23 protein-coding genes are annotated in these 20,837 nt (G+C 47.4%); 15 read left to right on the top strand and 8 right to left on the bottom strand.

Going from position 1 to position 20,837, the window contains the following annotated elements:
- The first annotated feature begins 17 nt into the window (after positions 1–17).
- From ACO6VG_RS25430 to frdD, 11 genes are all read left to right on the top strand, one after another.
- A complete protein-coding gene (locus ACO6VG_RS25430; RefSeq protein WP_422476190.1) occupies positions 18–1,511 on the top strand; it encodes a hypothetical protein in 1,494 nt (497 codons plus the stop codon).
- A gap of 54 nt (positions 1,512–1,565) precedes the next feature.
- Positions 1,566–2,840 (top strand): TyeA family type III secretion system gatekeeper subunit, encoded by a 1,275-nt coding sequence (locus tag ACO6VG_RS25425; protein ID WP_422134879.1) that lies wholly within the window; start codon positions 1,566–1,568, stop codon positions 2,838–2,840.
- A gap of 76 nt (positions 2,841–2,916) precedes the next feature.
- Complete coding sequence (locus ACO6VG_RS25420; protein ID WP_422134878.1) at positions 2,917–3,288, top strand: hypothetical protein; 372 nt, start codon at positions 2,917–2,919, stop codon at positions 3,286–3,288.
- 62 nt (positions 3,289–3,350) lie between these two features.
- Entirely contained in the window at positions 3,351–3,767 is a 417-nt protein-coding gene (locus ACO6VG_RS25415; protein ID WP_422134877.1) for an EscI/YscI/HrpB family type III secretion system inner rod protein, read from the top strand.
- A 78-nt stretch (positions 3,768–3,845) separates the two neighbouring features.
- Complete coding sequence (gene sctJ, locus ACO6VG_RS25410; protein WP_422134876.1) at positions 3,846–4,637, top strand: type III secretion system inner membrane ring lipoprotein SctJ; 792 nt, start codon at positions 3,846–3,848, stop codon at positions 4,635–4,637.
- Entirely contained in the window at positions 4,634–5,341 is a 708-nt protein-coding gene (locus ACO6VG_RS25405) for a SctK family type III secretion system sorting platform protein (protein WP_422134875.1), read from the top strand. Before sctJ ends, ACO6VG_RS25405 begins: the two co-directional genes overlap by 4 nt.
- The gene (locus tag ACO6VG_RS25400; protein WP_422134874.1) at positions 5,320–5,985 is read left to right on the top strand and encodes an HrpE/YscL family type III secretion apparatus protein; all 666 of its coding nucleotides are present in this window, start codon (positions 5,320–5,322) and stop codon (positions 5,983–5,985) included. Before ACO6VG_RS25405 ends, ACO6VG_RS25400 begins: the two co-directional genes overlap by 22 nt.
- Before the next feature lie 444 nt (positions 5,986–6,429).
- Entirely contained in the window at positions 6,430–8,232 is a 1,803-nt protein-coding gene (gene frdA, locus ACO6VG_RS25395; protein WP_422134873.1) for a fumarate reductase (quinol) flavoprotein subunit, read from the top strand.
- 14 nt (positions 8,233–8,246) lie between these two features.
- Positions 8,247–8,993 carry a succinate dehydrogenase/fumarate reductase iron-sulfur subunit gene (locus ACO6VG_RS25390; protein WP_422134872.1) on the top strand — a complete coding sequence of 249 codons (747 nt, stop codon included), beginning with the start codon at positions 8,247–8,249 and terminating at the stop codon, positions 8,991–8,993.
- Complete coding sequence (locus ACO6VG_RS25385) at positions 8,993–9,379, top strand: hypothetical protein (protein WP_422134871.1); 387 nt, start codon at positions 8,993–8,995, stop codon at positions 9,377–9,379. The genes ACO6VG_RS25390 and ACO6VG_RS25385 overlap by 1 nt, the downstream gene beginning before the upstream one ends.
- 11 nt (positions 9,380–9,390) lie before the next feature.
- Positions 9,391–9,741 carry a fumarate reductase subunit FrdD gene (gene frdD, locus ACO6VG_RS25380; RefSeq protein WP_317145485.1) on the top strand — a complete coding sequence of 117 codons (351 nt, stop codon included), beginning with the start codon at positions 9,391–9,393 and terminating at the stop codon, positions 9,739–9,741.
- Between the two features lie 70 nt (positions 9,742–9,811).
- Here the strand turns inward: frdD and ACO6VG_RS25375 are convergent, their stop codons facing one another.
- Positions 9,812–10,531 carry a hypothetical protein gene (locus tag ACO6VG_RS25375; RefSeq protein ID WP_422134870.1) on the bottom strand — a complete coding sequence of 240 codons (720 nt, stop codon included), beginning with the start codon at positions 10,529–10,531 and terminating at the stop codon, positions 9,812–9,814.
- 200 nt (positions 10,532–10,731) lie between these two features.
- Here ACO6VG_RS25375 and ACO6VG_RS25370 point away from each other — a divergent pair, with 200 nt between their 5' ends.
- Together ACO6VG_RS25370 and ACO6VG_RS25365 are read left to right on the top strand one after the other, a co-directional pair.
- Positions 10,732–11,736: an adenosine deaminase gene (locus ACO6VG_RS25370; RefSeq protein ID WP_422134869.1), complete on the top strand. Its 1,005-nt coding sequence runs from the start codon at positions 10,732–10,734 to the stop codon at positions 11,734–11,736.
- Positions 11,729–12,418, top strand: coding sequence for an SDR family oxidoreductase (locus tag ACO6VG_RS25365; protein ID WP_422476187.1), 690 nt, complete (start codon positions 11,729–11,731; stop codon positions 12,416–12,418). Before ACO6VG_RS25370 ends, ACO6VG_RS25365 begins: the two co-directional genes overlap by 8 nt.
- Before the next feature lie 42 nt (positions 12,419–12,460).
- Here ACO6VG_RS25365 and ACO6VG_RS25360 read toward each other — a convergent pair whose 3' ends face one another.
- The 5 genes from ACO6VG_RS25360 to ACO6VG_RS25340 form a co-directional block, all read right to left on the bottom strand.
- Positions 12,461–13,153 carry an anti-sigma factor gene (locus ACO6VG_RS25360; RefSeq protein WP_422134867.1) on the bottom strand — a complete coding sequence of 231 codons (693 nt, stop codon included), beginning with the start codon at positions 13,151–13,153 and terminating at the stop codon, positions 12,461–12,463.
- Positions 13,138–13,710, bottom strand: a complete 573-nt coding sequence (locus ACO6VG_RS25355; RefSeq protein WP_422134866.1) for a sigma-70 family RNA polymerase sigma factor — start codon at positions 13,708–13,710, stop codon at positions 13,138–13,140. Before ACO6VG_RS25355 ends, ACO6VG_RS25360 begins: the two co-directional genes overlap by 16 nt.
- Positions 13,711–13,956: 246 nt before the next feature.
- Complete coding sequence (locus tag ACO6VG_RS25350) at positions 13,957–14,280, bottom strand: Hpt domain-containing protein (RefSeq protein WP_422134865.1); 324 nt, start codon at positions 14,278–14,280, stop codon at positions 13,957–13,959.
- A 65-nt stretch (positions 14,281–14,345) separates the two neighbouring features.
- Positions 14,346–16,676 carry a DUF1631 family protein gene (locus ACO6VG_RS25345; RefSeq protein ID WP_422476185.1) on the bottom strand — a complete coding sequence of 777 codons (2,331 nt, stop codon included), beginning with the start codon at positions 16,674–16,676 and terminating at the stop codon, positions 14,346–14,348.
- A gap of 167 nt (positions 16,677–16,843) precedes the next feature.
- Positions 16,844–17,122 carry a hypothetical protein gene (locus ACO6VG_RS25340; protein WP_422134863.1) on the bottom strand — a complete coding sequence of 93 codons (279 nt, stop codon included), beginning with the start codon at positions 17,120–17,122 and terminating at the stop codon, positions 16,844–16,846.
- 235 nt (positions 17,123–17,357) lie between these two features.
- Between ACO6VG_RS25340 and ACO6VG_RS25335 the strand changes: the two genes are divergently transcribed.
- Together ACO6VG_RS25335 and ACO6VG_RS25330 are read left to right on the top strand one after the other, a co-directional pair.
- Positions 17,358–17,663 (top strand): hypothetical protein, encoded by a 306-nt coding sequence (locus tag ACO6VG_RS25335; protein WP_317145494.1) that lies wholly within the window; start codon positions 17,358–17,360, stop codon positions 17,661–17,663.
- 73 nt (positions 17,664–17,736) lie between these two features.
- Entirely contained in the window at positions 17,737–18,270 is a 534-nt protein-coding gene (locus tag ACO6VG_RS25330; protein ID WP_422134862.1) for a GNAT family N-acetyltransferase, read from the top strand.
- A 112-nt stretch (positions 18,271–18,382) separates the two neighbouring features.
- Here the strand turns inward: ACO6VG_RS25330 and sctV are convergent, their stop codons facing one another.
- Together sctV and ACO6VG_RS25320 are read right to left on the bottom strand one after the other, a co-directional pair.
- Complete coding sequence (gene sctV, locus ACO6VG_RS25325; RefSeq protein WP_422134861.1) at positions 18,383–20,470, bottom strand: type III secretion system export apparatus subunit SctV; 2,088 nt, start codon at positions 20,468–20,470, stop codon at positions 18,383–18,385.
- A 51-nt stretch (positions 20,471–20,521) separates the two neighbouring features.
- Positions 20,522–20,815 (bottom strand): hypothetical protein, encoded by a 294-nt coding sequence (locus ACO6VG_RS25320; protein WP_317145497.1) that lies wholly within the window; start codon positions 20,813–20,815, stop codon positions 20,522–20,524.
- Positions 20,816–20,837: the final 22 nt, after the last annotated feature.

The following is a 20,837-nucleotide window of genomic DNA, read 5'->3' as shown; positions in this document are numbered from 1 at the left end:
TCTCAAGGAGGTAGATTATGTCACAGGTAGGACAGACAGGCGCGTCACAGAATACGCCAGTGGACTATAGTTCCCAGACATCAGGGTCAGGTGGCACAGCGCCGCTGGATGAAGTCGGACGGGGAGATCTTGACGGCGAAAACCTTCGATATTCCCGTGAAAGCAAAAGTACCGAAGTTTTGAAAGGTCAACAGAAGAGAGCACCAGAGCTTGATAAACCCGGTGATGTCAAGCCCACCCATCTTGAAACAGCCAGTTCTGACGTCAACGATATCAGCAAGCAAACTCAGTCATCTCTTGAAAATACTCAGAAGCTGGCGGAAGGGTTGCGCACTGGTAACCTCAGCCCGGAACAGCAACAGCAACTGAAAAAAAACGCTGATCTTTTGAACGGCAGCGCCGGTCTTATAAGTAACCTTCATGGCCATAATCTCGGAACTGCTGAGGGTAAGAGAAGTGTTCTTGCCGGAATGGGCTTCAGTCAGAGCCAGCTCGATGCTCTGATGTCACTGGCTGATCCCGATGATGCAGGCAACTCTTTGGCGTCCCTGCATGGCGGTGAATCAGCCTTACAGGGTAAAAAAGATGCTCTGAAGGCCATGGGTTTCAGTGAAAGTCAGGTGGATGCCTTGCTGTCACTGGCTGATCCGGATGATGAAGGCAATTCACTGATGTCAACTCATCAGGCCGGGTCCGGGAAAAATAAATCGGCCCTTGCCTCTCAGGGATTCAGCAATGCTCAGGCAGAACGTTTGACGGCTCTGTTGAACGGCCAGACATTTGGTACTGAACAACAGAAAGAACTACTTAAACAGATGGGCTTTAGTGATGCAGAAGCCGATGTGTTGCTGGCCACGGCCGATCCTCAATCGTTGAAAACTCAAGGTAAGCTTGCCCGATCAATAGATTCTAATCAGCTTGCTCATTTGCAAGAGATGGCAAAGGCCGCCAACGTACTATCAACAGGCAGCCCGATCGGTGACAGAGTGCTGCAACAGCTGGTGGACATTTTTACAGTGTTTGAACTCCTTCACGAGATGGGTGTTCAGGGTCGAAGAACCGCCAGAGAAACCAGGGCCGCTGAGTATGATGCAGCCAAGCAGGAAGTTTTGCACCAGGCCGAAGAAATGAGATCAGCGGCCCTCTACACTCTGATAGCAGGCACGATCAGCGGTACCATGAAAATTGGTGGAGGTATTATTGCAATGAGAGGAGCATCGGGTGGTGGTTCCGCCGCTGAGAAGCAGGTCAGGATGCAGTTGGCTACCCAGAAGGCTCAGATAGCGACGGGAGCGGGTGACATTGTTTCCGGGGGCTTTAACTATTACGCTGCAGGACACCAGGCAAGACAGAAAGAGCATGAAGCCTTCCAGAAAACCCACGAAAACTCGGCTCAGAGTGCATCTGAGTGGATGCAGTTGCAGCAGGACATGGTGAAGACTGTTCAGAGTAAGATGGATGAAATTATACGAACCTGGTTCGAAACACTGAAAACCACTACACGAGGCTAAACAGAGACGTTCAGACTCTGAGGGTTCCCGTCCACAGCATGCAGGAGGCATGACATGACTATTCCACTCGACAGGGCCGGTGGTGCATCAGCGCCATCGTTTCTGGAGAGTAACCAGAACGTTGCAGGCAACCAGGGAGCCAAAGGCAAGGTTGCCGGACAAACGGTTCAGGTTCGGTCTGATGCCACTTCTGCGCTGCTTGACAGTGCAGAAGAGCTTTCCATGGTCGCTGACCGCTTCAAGCAAACCAAACTCAAAGACAGAAAACTTTCCAGTGGTTCAGAACTCTCCGACAAGCTGCTTGAGCGCATCAAGAAAATACAGGCTATTCAGGAAACCCAGGCATTCAAGGATCTGGTTAACAATTTCAGTAATCAAACCAATCTCAACCCCAATCAGGTTCTGAAGCAGGCCCAGGAATTTTCGGACGACGTGCTTGAGCAATTTGCGGCACTGGATTTTGCCGCAGAATATTTTGAAGAGCAGGGAGACCAGGAAAAAGCCAATCAAATTCGTACGGCTCAGCAAAGCATCAGGGAAAAGAACCCGACACTGATCCAGGCTGGCCTCAATATCTCTGAGTCAGCAGCCGAGATGATCGAAGAGATGGGCTTTGATGTTGATGTTCGTACGGTCCGTGAAAGCTATGCCAACCTCATTGATTCAGCGAAGATGGATCATGTGCGTGATGACGGTTCACTCAAGACAACTTATCGCTATCTGGTAGAAACCTACGGAGCAGAGAATCTGGAAGGAGCTATTCAGGGACAACTTGATCTCCTTGCGACGGATTTGAACTGCACCACTCACTCCACTTCACCGGTCAGATTGAAAGTCATTATTGATGATATGAAAGGGCTGAAGATTCAGTCGGGTGTTCATGATGCCTGTTGCGAAGCTGAAGAGAGGCTGGAAAGAACATTCCCTGAAGAAAAAGTCGTTCGATTGGTGCTGATGGAAGAGATGCTCGATCTTGTCGATCAACAGTGGGTGACAGAGTCTGATTTTGAAAAATTGCCGTTAAAAATGAATCTGGAAAAACTGGAAGCTCATATTTTTGCGTTGACTTCCATCGTCGATATCGTGAGGTCCATTCCCGAAGAAGTATTTACCAATGATGAGACCAAACTGAATATGCTGTCTGCGGCAACAGACAGTCTGGATAGCAAAATTGAAGAGGAAGAGTCAGAGGCCATTGAAGAGGCTGATCTGGATGCCAAGCTGGATGATAGTTTTCTGGGTGAAGTAACCGCCTCTCTGGATTTGCCATCAAGTAAGAAAGTTGAAACGCCTTTTTTTGCTGCTGGGAAGGAACAAAAATCTCAGTAGCCACCATTGAAGACTCTACAGCTGAAAAAGGGCAGGGCGTGCCTGTGAAAGCTGTTTAGCACGAGGGAAGCAAGCTATGGATTGGCGCGATGAGGTGGTTTCGGATATCGGCCGGGGAATGGGTGTTGAGGGACTCAGTTTCGGCGTATCCGGAGTGATCAGCATGGAATTTGAATCAGAAAGGACCCTGTATCTGGAGACACAGGAAGAGGGTGTTCTGGTCTACATGGTTCAGGGATTGTCCCGATTCGATGCCTCCAAAAGTCTGGTTTACGCGCTAAAAAAGTGTCATTACACCCAGTCACTTGTGCTGCCATTGCAGGCAGGACTGAAAGGAGAAGAGGAACTGGTCTGGTTGATTTATCTCAATAATGAACAGTTCTCCCGTCCAACCGTCGAAAGTGCTATCGAAACAATAATAAGACAATCTGAGCAGCTTGCTGCTTAAGGCTCCGTAGGGTGGCAGGCTTGACCTGCTGAAAACTGTGACCAACTCAAGAGGTCTGTTATATGGCCGAAAATATTATCAACTCAAAAGGCCTGACAGAGAAAGCACTTGAATCTGCCGAAACCTTTGCCGTTCCGGAGAAAGTGGATGCAGGTGCGGCAGATAAATTTGGCAACTTGCTGTCAGGTGATGCCGATGGACAGCAGGCAATACAAGCTGCATCAGCTGTTGGTCAGCCAGAAGGGGGAGCCCTGACTCTGGGAGATAAGATTCTCAGAGGTATGCAGGGGTTAAGAGAGCATGTTGAAGCAGGTAAAGAGAATGTCGTCTCCAACCTGCAGCCTGGTGAAACCATGACCATGCAGGACATGTTTAAAACCCAGATGGCCATGACCAACCTGATGGTCACCGAGGACTACATAGGGAAGATTGTCAGTAAGAGTACCCAGACGTTTGATACTCTGCTGCGCAATCAGTAATTCCTGACGGAGTCCTGAAGCAGGTGCACAGCTGTCTGGTTATTTTGGATCCAGAAATACAGCCGGAGTCACCCGTTCATGATCAAGGGAACTGTGCACCGTACTCTGAAATACCTGGGAGTCATCTGTCTCAGCTTTCTGCTGGCCGGGTGTAAGGTTGAGCTCTACTCTGGTCTTTCTGAAAAGGAAGGCAATGATATGCTGGCTATCCTGCTGGATGGGGGCATACCTGCAGAGAAGCTCATTAATAAAGAAAAGATGGTGACCCTGATGGTGCCATCTGACGAAGTTTCACGTTCGATCAAGTTGTTGCGTGGTTATGGATATCCCAAGGAGAAGTACTCTTCCATTGGTGATATTTTTCCGAAAGATGGTCTGATCTCCTCACCCACTGAAGAGAGAGCTCGTTATACCTATTCCATGTCACAGGAGCTTTCATCAACATTATCCATGATTGATGGTGTCATCACCGCTCGTGTTCATGTGGTGTTGCCTCAGGAGCAGGATTCTCTGAGTGACGTCAATTACCCTTCATCGGCCTCTGTGTTTATCAAGTACACACCAGAGCTGGAGCTGGCGGGTTTCATTCCAAAGGTCAAAACACTGGTGTCTAACAGTATTGAAGGACTGTCCCTGGATAAAATCACGGTTTCTCTGTTTCCTGCTACCCGTATTAATCAGGGGAGCAGTGCTGCACCCAAAATGGAATCGGTATTTTTCGTTAAGGTCAATCCTTCTTCTGCAGGGGCTTTGAGAGGGGTTATCTATGGGCTCCTGTTTCTTTTGATCATGACCCTTGCTGGTTGTGGAGCACTGTATTGGATGATGTTTATGAAGAAAGGCAAGAAGAAAGTCAGGAAGACTGAATGAACACAGAGCAACCAAACCTTCAGATGGACCCTGAATTAGAACTGTTTCAGTCCATTGCTGAATTTAACCTGTACCTGGTGCGCTTTATCCATCACAGCTGGTTGCAAACCATCAAGTTATCACCATTGGTCAAACAGCTCAGAAAGGCCGGTAATGCAGATTTTCATCTGTCTCATTTTTTATTAAAAGAGTTTGATCTTAGCAACGACTTTGATTACGACTTTGATGAAAAGCACAAAAGAGTAGCGCTGGCTGACGAAGAAGCCATTACAAAACTGGCTTTTTATTTGGGTATTATTCTCAACGAAAGTGTTATTCGAAATACCCTTCGTAAGCGGGAAAGGCTGTTGCTAAAGAAAACGTTGGGTGAGGATGGGTTTCGTTTCGCGGTTAAAAAGGCGCAGTTTTTCAGTCGCATCGGAACTGATCTGGGGCCAAGTTTTTTGATTGACTGGGATCATCTCGATAGTTTTAAACGATATCTTACGCAATCCGGTTTTCAGGTGCTTGGAAGGGCTTTCTCAGAGAGTTCTCCTGCCTTTATCAAAAGGCTGGAATTAAAACTGCCTGTTTCATTTCGCGATACTATCTGGAGTTCAGACCGGAGTTCAGAGAAATCGGACCTGGATATCAATCAGTGCAAGACACTGGTCGTTAAAGTTCATAAAGAGGTGAATAGAGAATGGCGTCACCTGTTCGTCTGACTTCCGGACAGTTGACGATTGACCCGTCAGCGAAAGTCCTGAAATCACAAGATTATGCAGACTATCTTGAGTCTGAAGAAATCGTCAGCAAAGCTCGGGAGCATGCCAGAGAAATACTGGAGCAGTCTCGTCAGGCCTATGAGAAAGAAAAGCAGAGAGGTTTTGAAGAAGGTTTAGCAGAAGGTAAGGTGGATCAGGCTGAGCAGATGCTTAAGGTTGTCAGTCGAACCATAAACTATCTCTCAGAGGTGGAGAAAGCCCTGGCTGATATTCTGATGTCGGGGATTAAAAAAATAATTGGTGAATATGATCAGGAAGAACTTGCCGTAAGTCTGGTAAAAAATGCCCTACAGCATGTCAGAAATGAGAAGCAAGTCACCATACGTATCCCTCCCAGTCAATTCAAGATGGTTAAAGCAAGACTCAATGAAATACTGGGGGAATACAAAGGTGTAGGCTTTATAGATCTTGTTTCGGATGAGCGTCTGTCTACCGGTGACTGTATCATGGAGAGTGACATCGGGGTTGTTGATGCCAGTGTGGATCTGCAAATCAAGGCGCTACAAAAACGCTTTGAAAGAATTAACTCTGAAGCTGTAACCAGTATTACCAACGATCACTCCATGTTCGATGAGCCAAAATGATTGTGATTCATATATAACGCGATAACCTTCCCTGATCGTTTTTTCTCAGTCCCTGAGTCATATTCAGATACTGGCTTACCCGTATTTTTGGTGTGAATAATAATGGTTCGGACATTGTACTCCCCCTGTGAGAGTCAGTATGTGTTAAATACTCATAACTATGAGATTTGAACTGATTGTTTAAGATGTTCTTAGTGAGTATATTCAACTTATTAACTTGTTAATGGGTTTGGTTGGCCACTGTCATTGCATCAGCCATAAAGAGCATTGAATAGAGCTATACTGGCTTTCAATGTGAGCATTGAAAATCCAACCATCCATCAGGCAGTAGCCAGAGATTACCCAAAAGGTTTCCTTTCTGACGATTTCACTCACCCCTGTCCGGTTTTGATGAAGGCTGCTGCCTGACTGAAAGGCCGGACCTTCAGAAGAGGTTGGCATAAAATGCAGGTCATTAAGACCGATGTTGCAATTGTAGGTGCTGGCGCTACTGGCCTTCGTGCAGCTATAGCGGTTGCAGAAAAAGACCCAAACCTGAATATCGCACTGCTTTCAAAAGTCTACCCGATGCGCAGTCACACTGTGGCAGCAGAAGGGGGGTCGGCTGGCGTTATTCAGGATCATGACTCTTTCGAGAATCACTTCAAGGATACCGTTTCGGGTGGTGACTGGCTCTGTGATCAGGATGCTGTCGATTACTTTGTTCAGAATGCTACTGAAGAAATGATTCGGCTGGAACACTGGGGATGTCCATGGAGCCGGAAACCGGATGGTAATGTTAATGTACGTCCATTTGGCGGTATGAAGATTGAGAGAACCTGGTTTGCTGCTGACAAATCCGGCTTCCACATGTTGCACACGCTTTACCAGACATCTGTCAAATATCCTGCTATTGAACGTTTTGACGAGTACTTTGCTACTGACCTGATTGTTGAAGAGGGCCGTATTCAGGGTGTGGTGGCTATTGAAGTTAAAACCGGTGAGCCGAAGGTTTTTCTGGCTAAAGCCGTGATTATGGCAACCGGTGGTTCTGGTCGTGTATTCCGCTTCAACACTAATGGTGCCATTGTGACCGGTGATGGTCATGGCATGGCTATGAGAGCGGGTGCGCCCCTGAGAGATATGGAGTTTGTTCAATATCACCCAACCGGTCTGCCCGGTTCAGGAATTCTGATGACGGAAGGATGTCGTGGTGAAGGCGGTATTCTCCTCAATAAGCATGGCTATCGCTATTTGCAGGATTACGGCCTGGGTCCGGAGACACCGGTGGGTCAGCCAAAGAACAAGTACATGGAACTGGGCCCACGTGACAAGCTCTCTCAGGCTTTCTGGAATGAGCAGCGCAAGGGCAATACCATTGAAACCCCTCTGGGTGATGCCGTACTGCTGGATCTTCGTCACCTGGGTGAAAAAACACTGATGGAGCGCCTGCCGCTGATCTGCTCACTGGCTAAAAACTATGTAGGTGTTGATCCTGTTCATCAGCCTGTCCCGGTTCGTCCTGCGGTTCATTACACCATGGGGGGGATCCGAACTGATATCAGCTGTGCCGCCGATATTCCCGGCCTCTTCGCTGCGGGTGAATGCGCCAGCGTGGGTATGCATGGTGCCAACCGTCTGGGCTCAAATTCGCTGGCAGAAACGGTGGTATTCGGTGCCCTGGCGGGTGATAAAGCAGCCGGGTTTGCTCAACAGGCTGTAATGTCCGATGAGAAAAAACTAATGGATCAGGCGAAAATGCACCTGGTCAGCATCGAAAACCTGCGCAACGCAAAGGGTACTGAAAAAGCTTCTCACATTCGTCATGAGATGGCGAAAACTATGGAGCGTTGTTTTGGTATCTATCGAATCGGCGAAGAGATGCAGGAAGGGGTCGACAAGATTGCAGAGCTTCGTGAGCGCTTTCGTAACGTTCGGGTTGAAGACCGCAGCAAGGCTTTCAACACTGAGCTCTTGCAGGCTTTTGAGTTGCAAAGCTCTCTCGCTGTCGCTGAAACCATGGCTGTAGGCGCCCTGAATCGCAAGGAGTCTCGTGGTGCTCACCAGCGGATTGATGGCTTCGAACACCGTGACGACGAGAAGTTCCTGAAACACACTCTGGCCTACTATAACGGTGACTCAGCTCCCCGTTTGGACTACCAGAACGTCAATATTACTCGTTATCAGCCAGAAGAGCGTGTTTACGGTGCAGCGGCTGAGAAGGGCGCTGTGGCTGAAAAGAGTGCTGCGGCGTCTGATACAAAGTGACGGGAGAGCTGAAAATGAGTCACAAGACAATCAACATCAAGATTCTGAGGTACAACCCGGAAAGCGATGAGAAGCCCGGTTATGGCAAGTTTGAGGTGCCTTTCCTCGAAGAGTGGTCCATGTTGGATGCCCTTGAATACATCAAGGACGAACTGGACTCTTCCCTGGCCTATCGCTGGTCTTGCCGTATGGCTGTCTGCGGTAGCTGCGGCATGGTCATTAATGGAACACCAAAACTGGGTTGTGAGACCTTCCTGAGGGATTACAAGGGAACTATCAGGGTAGAACCTCTGGCTAACTTCCCGATTGAGCGGGATCTGGTGGTGGATGCAGAAGACTTTATCAAAAAACTGGAGTCCGTTAAGCCCTACATCATCAACGCAATGGAAAAACCGGTTGTAGAAGGTGTGAACAGACAGACACCCAAAGAGTTGAGCCTTTACAAGCAGTTCTCCAGCTGCATTAACTGCATGCTTTGCTATTCAGCCTGCCCGCAAATGGGAATTAATCCGCTGTTTACGGGCCCAGCCGTTATTGCACTGGGACACCGTTATAATCTGGATACGCGGGATGATGGTTATGATGAGCGTACCGAAGTCATTCAGGGCAAGAATGGTGTTTGGTCCTGTACCTTCGTGGGCTATTGCTCAGAGGTCTGCCCGAAGAATGTCGATCCGGCTGCTGCTATCAACCAGAACAAGTTGCAGGGTGCCCAGGACTGGGCTTTGTCTTTCCTGATGCCGCGTAAAGGAGGCAAGTGATGAGTCGTCGTCCTTATGTGCGCCCCATGAAGCGCACCTGGTATAAGGATCATCCTTTTTACCGCACCTATATGGTCAGGGAAGCAACCTCTCTGTTTGATGCGCTATACAGTATCAACCTGTTCTTCGGTATTCTTCAGCTAACCCGGGGAAAAGATGCCTGGGAGGCCTGGCTGTCTTTTCAGGCTAATCCTCTGATGATTTTGTTCACTGTTGTGACACTGGGGATGACTCTGTTTCATGCAGTCACCTATTTTGATATGACACCACGGGTATTACCTCAGCAGATTCGCAAGATGGTGGCTGATAATCTGGTCAATAAACTGATGTATGCAGGTCTGGCAGCAGTTTCTGTCATTATTTTTGCAGCTCTAGTGCGGTTTTGAGGGAGAGAGTCATGAGTCAGAAAAGACATATTGAGCCGTTGCTCTGGAGCCTGTTTGGCGCTGGTGGCACGACAATCGCCTTCTTCTTCCCGGCTGTGATCCTGGTGATCCTGGCGGTATCTCTGGGCGTGATTCCTGCAGAAGCGCTTTCTTATGAAAGAATGTCAGGTTTCTTCCTGAATAACCTGATTGGACAGTTGGTTCTTCTGGTCGCCCTGGTGCCTTCCTACTGGGCCTGTATCCACCGGATTTACCACGGACTGCATGATTTGGGTTTTCATCCGGGGGCAGGGCTGAAAGCACTGCTTTATGGAGCCACTCTGGTTTTGAGTGTGGTGACTGTGATGCTGGTACTGGTCTGAATTAAAGAGATTTCAGATCAAGAAAAGCCGTCAGACAGTGTTTGACGGCTTTTCTTCTTTCTAAGCCCGGTTATAAAGCGGACATTTCGATGCGAATCTGACGAAGTTGCTGCTCCAGGGCCTTCTGCTGATCAGGCGTCAGCTCCCCTTCCTGTAACTTCACCCCCAGTTTGTTGATCATCTGACTTAAAGAAGAGAGGCATTCTTTTTCCGTACGCTCAACCATTTCCGGGAGGAGATCCTGCCCAAGCCTGCTGTTATCGAGGTAGTCATGGGCCCTGACTTTGGCAATGATTCTGACCGGGTTCTCTGAAGTGCCCAGCTGAGTCATATACTCACTGATTTGTTCAAATTGCTCTGTCAATGAAACGTCTGAAACCACCAGTTTACTGACGATATCTTCAGCAGTGAGCTGGCCAGCGAAGCCGGCTAACAGTTTCATGGCTCCATCTGACTGATTTTTTGGTAAGGTTGAGATCAGTTTATTCAGTTGATTCAGGTCCTTGATGAAGCGATCCATGGACATCTGAGCACCGACTAAATCACCCTCTTTAAAAAACTCCAACATCATGCCCAGTTCTGCAGGCGCCAATTTGCCTTCCGAGGGCGTTGTTTTGATACCTCTGGAGAGAATCGACTTGTTTCCTGGTCCTGACTCTGGCTTCTCTGATGAGAGATATTTCTTCGCTTGGGCGGGATCAGCAGACGCATTGCCTTCATCGACAAGGGGTTTTTTGGGGTCAAATTGTGTCTGGGGGAGCGGTTGTCCTGAGCCATCAATTTTCGACATAGTACCATTCCGTGGTTTTTAGCAAGAAAGGACGCCTGAAAGCGAAAGCATTCTTGCTGATATCGCTGCCTGATTTGCAGGCAGAGCAGTATTGTGAGTATCTTCTGAAAGAATAGCTCTTTTTAGCGTGGAAATGCAGTATTCATTCAAGAATGAACTCCCGACTTTCCTCAATGGCAGATGAAAAGGCAGACTCTTCCATGATTGACACGTTACCCAAAGCAGAGCTTCATCTGCATATTGAAGGTACTCTGGAACCCGAACTGATGTTTTCTCTGGCTGAAAGAAATAAAATCAGCCTTCCCTACCAAAGTATCGACGACGTCCGGGATGCCTACCAGTTTTCCAATCTGCAATCCTTTCTGGATATTTACTATGCCGGCGCCCGGGTTCTTCAGACCGGGCAGGATTTCTATGATTTGACCTGGGCGTATCTTGAGCGCTGTCAAAAGGACAATGTGATCCATACCGAGATTTTCTTTGACCCACAGACCCACACCGATAGAGGTATTGCATTTGGCACTGTGTTTGAAGGCATTGATGCCGCACTTCAGGATGGCAGGAAACAGCTGGGTATCAGCAGTCACATCATTATGTGTTTTCTCCGACACTTGGGTGCCGGGGCAGCGCTGAACACGTTTGAAATGTCGAAACCCTGGCATCAGAGAATGATTGCTGTCGGTCTCGACTCTACTGAGTTGGGGAACCCTCCGGAGATGTTTGCCGAGGTCTTTGACAAAGCCAGACAGGCTGGGTTGAAGGCCGTTGCTCATGCAGGAGAAGAAGGTCCGGCAGAGTACATTTGGGGGGCTTTGAAGGCACTGAAAGTATTGCGGGTTGATCATGGTGTTCGATGCCTGGATGACGAAAGTCTGGTTCAATATCTGGTTGAGAACAAAATTCCTTTGACAGTGTGTCCCCTTTCGAACGTCAAGTTGTGTGTATTTGACAGACTGTCAGACCATAATCTTAAGCAGATGCTGGACAAAGGACTCTGTGTCACTATCAATTCTGATGATCCCTCCTATTTTGGTGGTTATATCAACGACAATTTCCGTGCTATGCAGCAAGCGTTAGGGTTGGACGATCAGTCTGTTTATCAATTGATTCGAAACAGCTTCAATGCCAGTTTTCTTGAGCGTTCAGAAAGGTCTGAGTATCTGGCTCGTCTGGACAGTCTTTATGAGGAGTTAAGTGATGACTAAAACGGTGGTGGTGACCGGAGCAAACCGGGGTCTGGGTCTTGAGTATTGCAGGCAGTTTTTGGAAAAAGGCGACAAGGTCTATGCCTGTTGTCGGGCACCGGAGTCGGCGGAAGATCTGCTGAAGTTGAAGCAGCAATACTGTGAAAAGCTGGAAACGGTGCCGCTGGATGTCACCCATCCTGCACAGAGAACGAATCTGAAGAACACGTTGCAGGGAGAGCAGATCGATATACTGGTCAATAATGCGGGCATCTACGGTCAGCGACTAAAATTCGGCGAAGTTGAGTCTGAAGAATGGCTCAAGGTCATGAAAGTCAACACCATTGCACCTCTTTTGCTGGTGCAGGAGCTGGTTGAATTCATGCCTCAGGGTTCAAAGATTGTATTGATGACCAGCAAAATGGGCAGTATCGCTGACAACACAAGTGGTGGAAGCTACATTTACCGCTCCACAAAAGCGGCATTAAATGCTGTTGGCAAGAGTATGGCGCACGATCTGTCGGATAAGGGAATCAGTGTTGCTATCTGTCACCCGGGTTGGGTTTTGACTGATATGGGTGGACCCAATGCTCTGATTGATACCCGAATCTCCATAAAAGGACTGATTGCAGTGATTGAGCGGCTTGGGCTGGAGAACAGTGGTCAGTTTTTTAACTATGATGGCGCCCTGATCCCCTGGTAATCATAAGGTTAGACACTGCTTTTACAGGCAGTGTCTATGAGTTTAATAAGTCCGTGTACTCCAGTTTCCTTTGTTCAGAACAGGCCCCATATCCCAGCCGTTGGGTGCGCCCTTCTGGTCCTCCAGTGTGACTACAATCTTCGCTTTGGAAAGCTTTTCTGCCCACCCCCTGGGTATCGTCATCTCTTTAGTGCCTGATTCAGGCAGCATTCCCAGAGAAATGGGCTCAACACCATCCATCATCAACCATAGTTCACAGGCTTTCCCTTCAGGGACGGAATCAGGCTGAACGGTCTCCATGACCAGCTTTTTACTGCCCAGAGATGCGTTGAGAATCCACCCGGGGCTTTTTTCCTGATTATTGACGACATAAACGTACTCCATACCTGTCGGGTTGACCGATTGGAAGTTCGCCAGAGCCATCAAAAGAGCCAGGGCAACAGAGGCAAAAGCGGTACCTTGCCAGAACTTCAGGCTGCTCCAGAATGATTCTTTGTTGCTGGTGGCTTTCTGAATATTTTTCCAGATATATTTTGGCGGCTTCACAGGAAGTAAAGCCTCGTTCAGAACATCCAGATGCTCTCGCCATTCATCAACTTCACGCTGAGCATCGTGGCTCACGGCCATCAATACTTCAAATTGAGCTTTTTCATCGGGCGTCAGCAAACCGAGCACATAGTCTGCTGCAGCCTGATTTCTTTCATCAGGATTGCTCAGGTCTAAGCGGTCATGCATTCCTTCAACCTCATCAGTCCACGTCGAATCCATGTTTTCACGGTGCCAATAGGAACCTCCAGCTGGTTAGAAAGATTCTGATGAGTCATTCCATCAAAATAACTGAGTTCCAGACAGCGTCTCTGGTTATCATTCAGAGTTTTCAGACAGCGGTGAACCTCTTGACTGTTCTGCCTGTCCGTCACCATTTGTTCCTGGCTGGAACTCTGGTCGACCTGCAAGTCAAGGGTTTCCGTTTCCATCTGGGGCTCTCGTTTCAGCTTTCGCAAATGGTCCAGTGCCTGATTTCTGGCAATGGTGTTCATCCAGGTCATAGGAGCAGCCTTGCTGCTGTTATAGCTGGATGATGCCTGCCAGATTTTGATATAAACCTGCTGAAGGCAGTCTTCAGCAAGCTCCCTGTCTTTCAATATACGCAGGATCACGGCAAAGAGTTTCGCCGAAGTCTGCTGGTAAAGATTTTTTAAGGCTTTTTGTTCCCCCCGGGCACACCTGGCCAAGTCTTTAGCAAGGCTCTGTGGAGAGGGTGTTGATAGTGGGGTGGAGGTCAGACTCATTCCGCACGTTCTGTTTATGGGTTAAGAGGCGTTACTCTACCGGATAAATCGCTCCCATCAAACCTCCATAAAAGACTCGTCTCCTGTCTGACTGTCTTAAAACAGACAAAGAGTGCATGCAACAGTGGTTCTGTAGCCTTGATCCGGGTCATCGGAATGCTTCCGGTAACATTGGCTGCTGAGATTATCCGGCAGGATCTTTCCGGTTTGAGTACAGCTCCCGTCAGACAACTGTAGTCGTGGTCTTTACAGCTTTCTGATAGCTTCAGAAACACCGCTGTAACACTCTTTGATAGCAGAAAGTAATGATTCGAACTTCTCATTTTCAGCGCGTTTGCCGACTTCTTCGAGCTCATTGGTCAGCTGTATCAGCTGGCTGGCTCCCACAATCATAGAAGAGCCTTTGATTCGGTGTGCCAGGCTGGCGATCTCTTGATGCATCTTTTTTTCAACCGCCTGATCCAGAGACCTGAGATCTTCTTCTGTGGTGTTCAGGAATTCATCCAGAAGCGTCTGCATGAGAGGAGCATCTTCCTCGGTGAGCTGTCGCAGATTCCCAAGGTCGATCAATGGATACCTCCTTTTTATCTTGATCAGTTCTGGAGAGCATTCAGAATATGTGTCGTCGATAGATGCTAAAACTTCAGGAATTTGTTCATCACGGCATGCAGAGCCTTATCGAAGAACTGAGTGTCTTCAATAATACAGATGCGCTCATTTTCTATGCCGGACTTGAGTGCATAGCCGGACATTTCGGCAACTTTCATCCCAGAGCTGTTAACAAAGGTATAGCGATGGGTGACTGCATTGATAGAAGAGAGTTTGCAACGGAAATGCTGATCCTTCTTGCCTATGAATTCAACCCATTGGCCTACAATTAGTTGCACTCCGGTATGTTCATCAAGAGTATTCTTTTCGCTGACTTCGTCATCTTCTGAAACATTATCATCGACTTCAGGGGTAAGAGCACCTAATTCAAGGTCAGAATCATCTAACCTCTTACTCTGGAGTACGATCTCTTCGGTATCCGGTTCTGGATGCACTTCTTCTGCTGTTGAATCTTCGGGGGATACAGTAATGACTTCTTCTCTGGGGAATTCACTGGGTATTGATATCAGTGCGTCCAAATCATTCATCCATTCAACTACGATAAAGGGGTCATGACTGGTTTTGTTGAGGTAGTCGAGTAACATAGTTTTCAACAGAAGCCAGTCCTGAGTTGAGACTGAGTCAAGGTGATCAGTTTGTAGATTCCATAACAAAATATCCAGTGTATTGATGGCATCGAACCATGAAACGTCTGTTGATTCTGAGTGACTAAGGACACTCTCCAGAATATCAGACCAAACGTCATTAACCAGCTTTTCCATGGACTCCGGGACTGTATATTGGCGTGTAGAAATAAGATTGGAGATGATGAACTGGAGCTCGTTGTTAACCTCGCCTGTCTCAGCTTCGGGATCAATAGCCTCGGTAATGTCAACCTCTTCATGTACGGCAGATTCAGTCTGATTGGGCTCTGTCGTGGTTTGATTCTGCTCTATGGAACCCCTGATTTTAAGTAGCTTTTCGTTAAAGTTTTTATGACAAATGGAAAATATTTCAGGGTTTTCTGTGAAGTGTTTGATAATGTACTTGATGGTGTCTTCAATCAACTCGATGACTGGCTTCTCGGTTTCTGGCTCCAGTGTCGTACGCATGCCAGCCGAAGTCATGTCATTGAGCAATTCTCTTGCCGCATGGTGGCGATCGGTTAAAAAATTTTCTTCCAGCAAAGTCAGTTTTAAAACGGGAATCTGAAGTAAGCCAATCAGTTTTTTAACTTCATCCGGTAACTCATGATCGTCCAGAATAAACTCGAACAGCATGCCGACCACGTTGATAAGGTCACGGTGCCTTGGTGATAGTTTTTGTTTTACGCCTTTGTCTTTCAAAGCGCTTTTTATAGACTCTGCCAGGCTGAAGATAGAGGCATTTTGACTTGAGAGCTCTTCTTGTATAGATGTCAGGGTGCTGGCTAGCTCGACGCTGGCAAACAGACTGGCATCGCAACTCACCGTAGCATCAGGAGCCTTTGACGGAGCATTCAGGAGTCCTTCTACTCTGGAAAGCAGCCTGTTTGCCAGCTCATTTATGAATGCTTCATTCCAGATGTGGGATGAGTCTTCCGTTTTTTGACTCGTATCAGGTGCAGGCGCTTCTTGCTTATTTCGGGGAACAGCATCTCTGCTGTTCCCCGCTGATAATACTTGAATGTGTTTCGATTTTGAAAAGGGTTCATCTTCAGGTATTTCTGCAATTTTTGTAGCCGGTTTACTGATTTCAAGGCCGATAGAGTCAAGGTAATCGTCTACTTCATGCCAGAGCTCCATCACTGCAGGCTTTATCTTGACAGCAAATTGTAAAAGCAGCTCCTGGGTCAGTTCCGGTTCCAGCTGAGCGGGAAATAGTGCCTGCGCAAAACTCTCACAGATCTTCTGAGCACCGAGTGGATTATTCTCCGGCTCATAATGGATTAATCCGGACAGCCTGTTTTGAATATTGTTGAAGTATTGAAGATGGTCATTCATGCTGAGCTGTCTGGCGGCAGACTGCCACGCCAGTTTTTTCTCAAGATCGCCATTGTCAATTAATGACAACTCACCCTGGGATATGGAGGTGTTTGTATTGTCCTCTTCTTCAAAATCATGAAAATGTTTTAATACTTCCATCCGGAAGTATTCTATGATTTCACTTTCTGATCTTATCAGGTTCTGCCTGGCTTCCATGAACTGCATAATTTGAACATTGTTTTCGCCAGCCTCAGAAAGCTCTACCAGATGTTGAATCAGGTCAGTAAGAATAGGATCGACAGGGGGGAATATCCTCTTTTGGAAAGCATTAATGAGAACGGTGTTTATTTCACCGACCTGAGAGAGTTTTGCCGAACTCGGTAGCGTTACAACATTGCTCAACGTTCCTGTCATAAATCTTACTACTCCTTGTATGACAATCAGATCTGAGTTTGGCTCTGGTCCTTTTATTGAGTGGCCTGTCTAACTGGCCTGAAACAGACTCAGGTTATGCCTCAAGCCAATGCATGTAGTTATTTGTCCTATTGAAATCTATCAAAAAAAGTAAAAGAGCTAGAGGGTTAGCCCTCTTTTAACTCTTTAGATATTTCCCGAGCTTTCTCCATAGCCTTGTTAAAGCCATTTTTGAAAAGGTTCTCCCTGATCTGCCTTTGAAGCTCTTCCGGGCTGATCATGCCGTCTTCGACTTCACTAGCCTCACCTTCTTTCATCTCTGCCTGCTTCTTGAGATTAGCAAAGCGCTCAGCCTCAGCCGCATCAATTGGCTGTACCGGCTTGGTCGGTTCAACTTGACCACGGTTGGAAGGCTGGATGGGTTCAGCGTCATGGTTTGTTATCATGGTTCTCTCCCTGGGTTGAATATTCTGATGAGCGGTTATGTCTATCCTTGCTTATATCGCCCACAAACATTCTTCATTGTAGCTAAGTGGGCTGAAAGTTTACCTGAGAGCGAAATGGAGGTTGTTCTATGGATCAAGGATTTTTATTTCCAATCTGTGTAAGAACAGGGGGGGCATACCTTAAAGCCCGCCATAGCTTCGCCGACAACTGGATTAGTTATGTTTGGAGAATGTTATGAGTGGCCAACATTTCACATTGACCATCAGTCAGAGCACATCAGACGCAGGCGATTTTGCCATCCATATGAAAGAAGAAGGCAAATCGGAGCAGCTTTTAGTACACCTTCGGTTTATGGACTTGCCCATGCTGGACGAGAAGTACCTTGATGATATCGTTGGCGTTCTGGCTCGAAAACTTGCCAAGCGAGTCATTGAATGGCGTGTAGCTCCCGACCTTAACCCTGACACTATGCCCGATGCGCAGGATGAAGCAAGAGCTGTTGTTGATGCTATGTTGGATAAAATGAAAAAAAGGCAGTAACAGACCTTATGCCTCTCTTCAGTCACACAGTATTTTGCCGATTGAATACCTGATAAATTGATCATGTCAGGCTATGGATATGCGCTTTGATCTGGGTAACGGATATTGTGTTAGAAGCTTTCTTTATGGTGATGCACCATCACTTTCACGTCATGGCAACAACTGGAATGTGGCCAAGAATCTCAGGGACAGTTTTCCTCACCCCTATACGATAGAGCACGCCAGGGCATGGATTCAGCATGTGAAGGAAAATGAAGCTGATTCCCGTTTTGTGATTGATCATCAGGGGGAGGCCATCGGTGAGATCGGCTTTGTAACCCAACTGGATGTTCATCGCTTTACGGCTGAAATCGGCTACTGGTTATCTGAGTCTCACTGGGGTAAAGGGGTAATGACTCAAGCTCTCAGCCGGGTTACCCAGTATGCTATGGACGAAATGGGTCTGGTTCGCATTTATGCCGATGTTGTTGATTACAATAAGGGGTCTGGGAAAGTACTCGAAAAGTGCGGCTTCCAACTCGAAGGTGTCCTCCGAAAACATATTTTCAAAGGTGAAGATTACTTTGATCAATACGTTTACGGTCTGGTTCGCTCTGATCTTCAATAATCCTCCAGCTAACGTCCTTTAAAAGAAGATCTGTCTTCATTCCCTGACTTTCTTTTCTAAGCAGACAGCCTTTCTACTAAAGAGAATAGGCTGTCTGAGTTATCAGCATTGATCAAAGTGATATACGACCCAAAGGTTGTACTGTGATCTCTTCAGTAAGCTCCTGGTGGGACAATACGGCCAGATCATAAACTTCCAGTTCCAGAAGTTTCCTGACGTATCTGCGAATATCCATGGATGTGATCAGGACAGGCTTATGTTCAAGGTGTCCAATTTTACCCACTGTGTTTTTTACATTCTCGACAAAGCGAGCAGACTGGGATGGATCAAGGGCCAGGTAACTGCCTGCCGACGTCTGTCGGATGCCACCACGAATGGTATCTTCTACATCTTGATCAAGAAGATATACGGGCAGCATGTTTTTACCATTCGAATACTTGTAACTGATGTATCGTTTCAATGATGAGCGGACGTATTCAGTTAGCTGAACCACTTCTTTTTCTTTATGGCCCCAGACGACCAGTGCCTGGAGTATGGACCTCAGGTTTCTGATCGAGATGTCTTCTGAGACCAGTCGCTGGAATATTTCAGTGATTTTATTGACTGGTAGAAGACGCTGGACTTCCTTTATCAGCTCGCCAAATGAAGATTCCATTTTTTCCAGCAAATATCGGGTTTCCTGAATGCCAATGAACTCTTCTGCGTATTTTTTCAATACATGTGCCAGATGAAATGTCAGGATTTTAGGGGCATCCATGTAATTAACATTATTTTTTTCCAACTTCTCTTTCTGGCTTTCTTCTGCCCACAGCGTATCAAGGCTGGGTAGGAAATCTTCTTCCTGCTCATAAGGTATTTTCAGCATTTCCAGATGGTCGATGGTTTCGCGCACGAAGACATAACCCGGTCTGAAATGGCCGTTCGCCACAGGAACTTCCTGAAGCATGATGGAATAGGTGTTGTCCATCATCGAGTCATTAAAGCGAAGATGGATACCAGGGAAGGGAACCCCGAGATCCATGTATAGAGCTTTTCGAACTTTCAGAAGCTCATCGTTAAGCATCTGGGTGTTCAATGTTTCCTGAATGGAAGTCGGTACATCAATAATCAGTGGCAGGGTTTGTGTAAACTCTTCCTGTTGATCCAGTCTGGACTTGGCATCTCCGGCTGTTTCAGTCGCAGCGGCCATGGCTGGAATTCCGCCTTCGGCTTCCTGAGCCATCTCGCGGGAGGCCTTCCTCAACAGGTAATAGCCACCACCACCAATTATCAGAGCCAGCATTAGAAATATGAATGTGGGAAAACCGGGAATCAGGGCAAAGCCAAGAAGCAGAACGCCCCCAACCAGAAGCGCTTTGGGTTTATCGAGCAGCTGTCCACCAATTTCATTACCCAGATCTTTGGAGTCTTCGTTGGAGACCCTGGTGACGATAATACCGGAGGTGATGGAGATCAGCAGAGCTGGTATCTGTGAAATCAGACCATCGCCCACAGTCAGTATGGCATAAAGCTGCAATGCCTCACCTGCCGTCATATCGTTCATCATGGTACCAATGGCAACACCAGCTGTGATGTTCACAAAGATAATGATCAGACCCGCGATGGCATCACCTTTAACGAACTTCATGGCGCCATCCATGGAGCCGTACATCTGACTTTCTTTCTGCACCAGTTCCCGACGTTTTTGTGCTTCTTCCATCTCGATGGAGCCGGCACGAAGGTCGGCGTCGATACTCATCTGTTTACCGGGCATACCGTCCAGTGAGAAACGGGCACTGACTTCTGCAACCCTCTCAGAGCCCTTGGTGATGACAAGGAACTGCACAATCGTGATGATCAGGAAGATTACGATACCGACAATCAAGTTGCCGCCGACCACAAAATTACCGAAGGTATAGACGATTTCACCAGCATCAGCCTGGAGAAGTATCAGTCGGGTAGTGGTGATGGACAGTGCCAGCCTGAACAGGGTCGTTACCAGAAGCACTGCTGGAAACGAAGAGAATTCCAGCGGAGATAACAGATAGATAGACGTCATCATCAGGATGAAAGAGAGCCCCATGTTAAGGGCAATAAGAAAGTCCACCAGAACGGTGGGCATGGGCAAAATGATGAGACTGACGATGGCTACCAGCATGACTGCCAGCATCAGGTCATTTCTTTGGCCCAGTTTATTAAGCCCTGCGACGACAGGATTCATGCTTTATGACCAGTCTGTTTGCAGGAGAGAGCAGTCTGGTCAAGCAAGAGATTATTTTACAGCAGCTTTCTTTCTCTTTTTGAGCAGTGCTCGCCCCTTGATCCATTTAATAGCCCGGGTATCCATTCCAGGCTTCGCGTACTGCAGAAAAGTATCGGCGGCCTTGATGGAATCTTCAGGTCGATCCGTTTGCAGGTAGGCGTAGCTGAGCATTCGATAAACATCGGGATTTTTGGGCTCAAATCGTCTAACGGCTTCCAACAAAGCGATCGACTTTCGTGGCTGTAGATACTCCATATAATAAGAGGCCTGAGCCAGTAACCACTGTCTTAATGGCCTATTCATGGTTTCTCCTCCCTATTGTTAC

The sequence above is a fragment of the Endozoicomonas sp. ALB032 genome (genome assembly GCF_049310125.1).
Taxonomy (GTDB): Bacteria; Pseudomonadota; Gammaproteobacteria; order Pseudomonadales; family Endozoicomonadaceae; genus Endozoicomonas_A.
The sequence above is the reverse complement of the archived record's forward strand: the minus strand, read 5'-3'. Positions and strand labels throughout refer to the sequence as shown.

Excerpts from the sequence above, each read along its gene's own strand:
- ACO6VG_RS25430 (WP_422476190.1), top strand. The coding sequence starts at position 18 with ATGTCACAGGTAGGACAGACAGGCGCGTCACAGAATACGCCAGTGGAC.
- ACO6VG_RS25425 (WP_422134879.1), top strand. The coding sequence starts at position 1,566 with ATGACTATTCCACTCGACAGGGCCGGTGGTGCATCAGCGCCATCGTTT.
- ACO6VG_RS25420 (WP_422134878.1), top strand. The coding sequence starts at position 2,917 with ATGGATTGGCGCGATGAGGTGGTTTCGGATATCGGCCGGGGAATGGGT.
- ACO6VG_RS25415 (WP_422134877.1), top strand. The coding sequence starts at position 3,351 with ATGGCCGAAAATATTATCAACTCAAAAGGCCTGACAGAGAAAGCACTT.
- sctJ (WP_422134876.1), top strand. The coding sequence starts at position 3,846 with ATGATCAAGGGAACTGTGCACCGTACTCTGAAATACCTGGGAGTCATC.
- ACO6VG_RS25405 (WP_422134875.1), top strand. The coding sequence starts at position 4,634 with ATGAACACAGAGCAACCAAACCTTCAGATGGACCCTGAATTAGAACTG.
- ACO6VG_RS25400 (WP_422134874.1), top strand. The coding sequence starts at position 5,320 with ATGGCGTCACCTGTTCGTCTGACTTCCGGACAGTTGACGATTGACCCG.
- frdA (WP_422134873.1), top strand. The coding sequence starts at position 6,430 with ATGCAGGTCATTAAGACCGATGTTGCAATTGTAGGTGCTGGCGCTACT.
- ACO6VG_RS25390 (WP_422134872.1), top strand. The coding sequence starts at position 8,247 with ATGAGTCACAAGACAATCAACATCAAGATTCTGAGGTACAACCCGGAA.
- ACO6VG_RS25385 (WP_422134871.1), top strand. The coding sequence starts at position 8,993 with ATGAGTCGTCGTCCTTATGTGCGCCCCATGAAGCGCACCTGGTATAAG.
- frdD (WP_317145485.1), top strand. The coding sequence starts at position 9,391 with ATGAGTCAGAAAAGACATATTGAGCCGTTGCTCTGGAGCCTGTTTGGC.
- ACO6VG_RS25375 (WP_422134870.1), bottom strand. The coding sequence starts at position 10,531 with ATGTCGAAAATTGATGGCTCAGGACAACCGCTCCCCCAGACACAATTT.
- ACO6VG_RS25370 (WP_422134869.1), top strand. The coding sequence starts at position 10,732 with ATGATTGACACGTTACCCAAAGCAGAGCTTCATCTGCATATTGAAGGT.
- ACO6VG_RS25365 (WP_422476187.1), top strand. The coding sequence starts at position 11,729 with ATGACTAAAACGGTGGTGGTGACCGGAGCAAACCGGGGTCTGGGTCTT.
- ACO6VG_RS25360 (WP_422134867.1), bottom strand. The coding sequence starts at position 13,153 with ATGCATGACCGCTTAGACCTGAGCAATCCTGATGAAAGAAATCAGGCT.
- ACO6VG_RS25355 (WP_422134866.1), bottom strand. The coding sequence starts at position 13,710 with ATGAGTCTGACCTCCACCCCACTATCAACACCCTCTCCACAGAGCCTT.
- ACO6VG_RS25345 (WP_422476185.1), bottom strand. The coding sequence starts at position 16,676 with ATGACAGGAACGTTGAGCAATGTTGTAACGCTACCGAGTTCGGCAAAA.
- ACO6VG_RS25340 (WP_422134863.1), bottom strand. The coding sequence starts at position 17,122 with ATGATAACAAACCATGACGCTGAACCCATCCAGCCTTCCAACCGTGGT.
- ACO6VG_RS25335 (WP_317145494.1), top strand. The coding sequence starts at position 17,358 with ATGAGTGGCCAACATTTCACATTGACCATCAGTCAGAGCACATCAGAC.
- ACO6VG_RS25330 (WP_422134862.1), top strand. The coding sequence starts at position 17,737 with ATGGATATGCGCTTTGATCTGGGTAACGGATATTGTGTTAGAAGCTTT.
- sctV (WP_422134861.1), bottom strand. The coding sequence starts at position 20,470 with ATGAATCCTGTCGTCGCAGGGCTTAATAAACTGGGCCAAAGAAATGAC.
- ACO6VG_RS25320 (WP_317145497.1), bottom strand. The coding sequence starts at position 20,815 with ATGAATAGGCCATTAAGACAGTGGTTACTGGCTCAGGCCTCTTATTAT.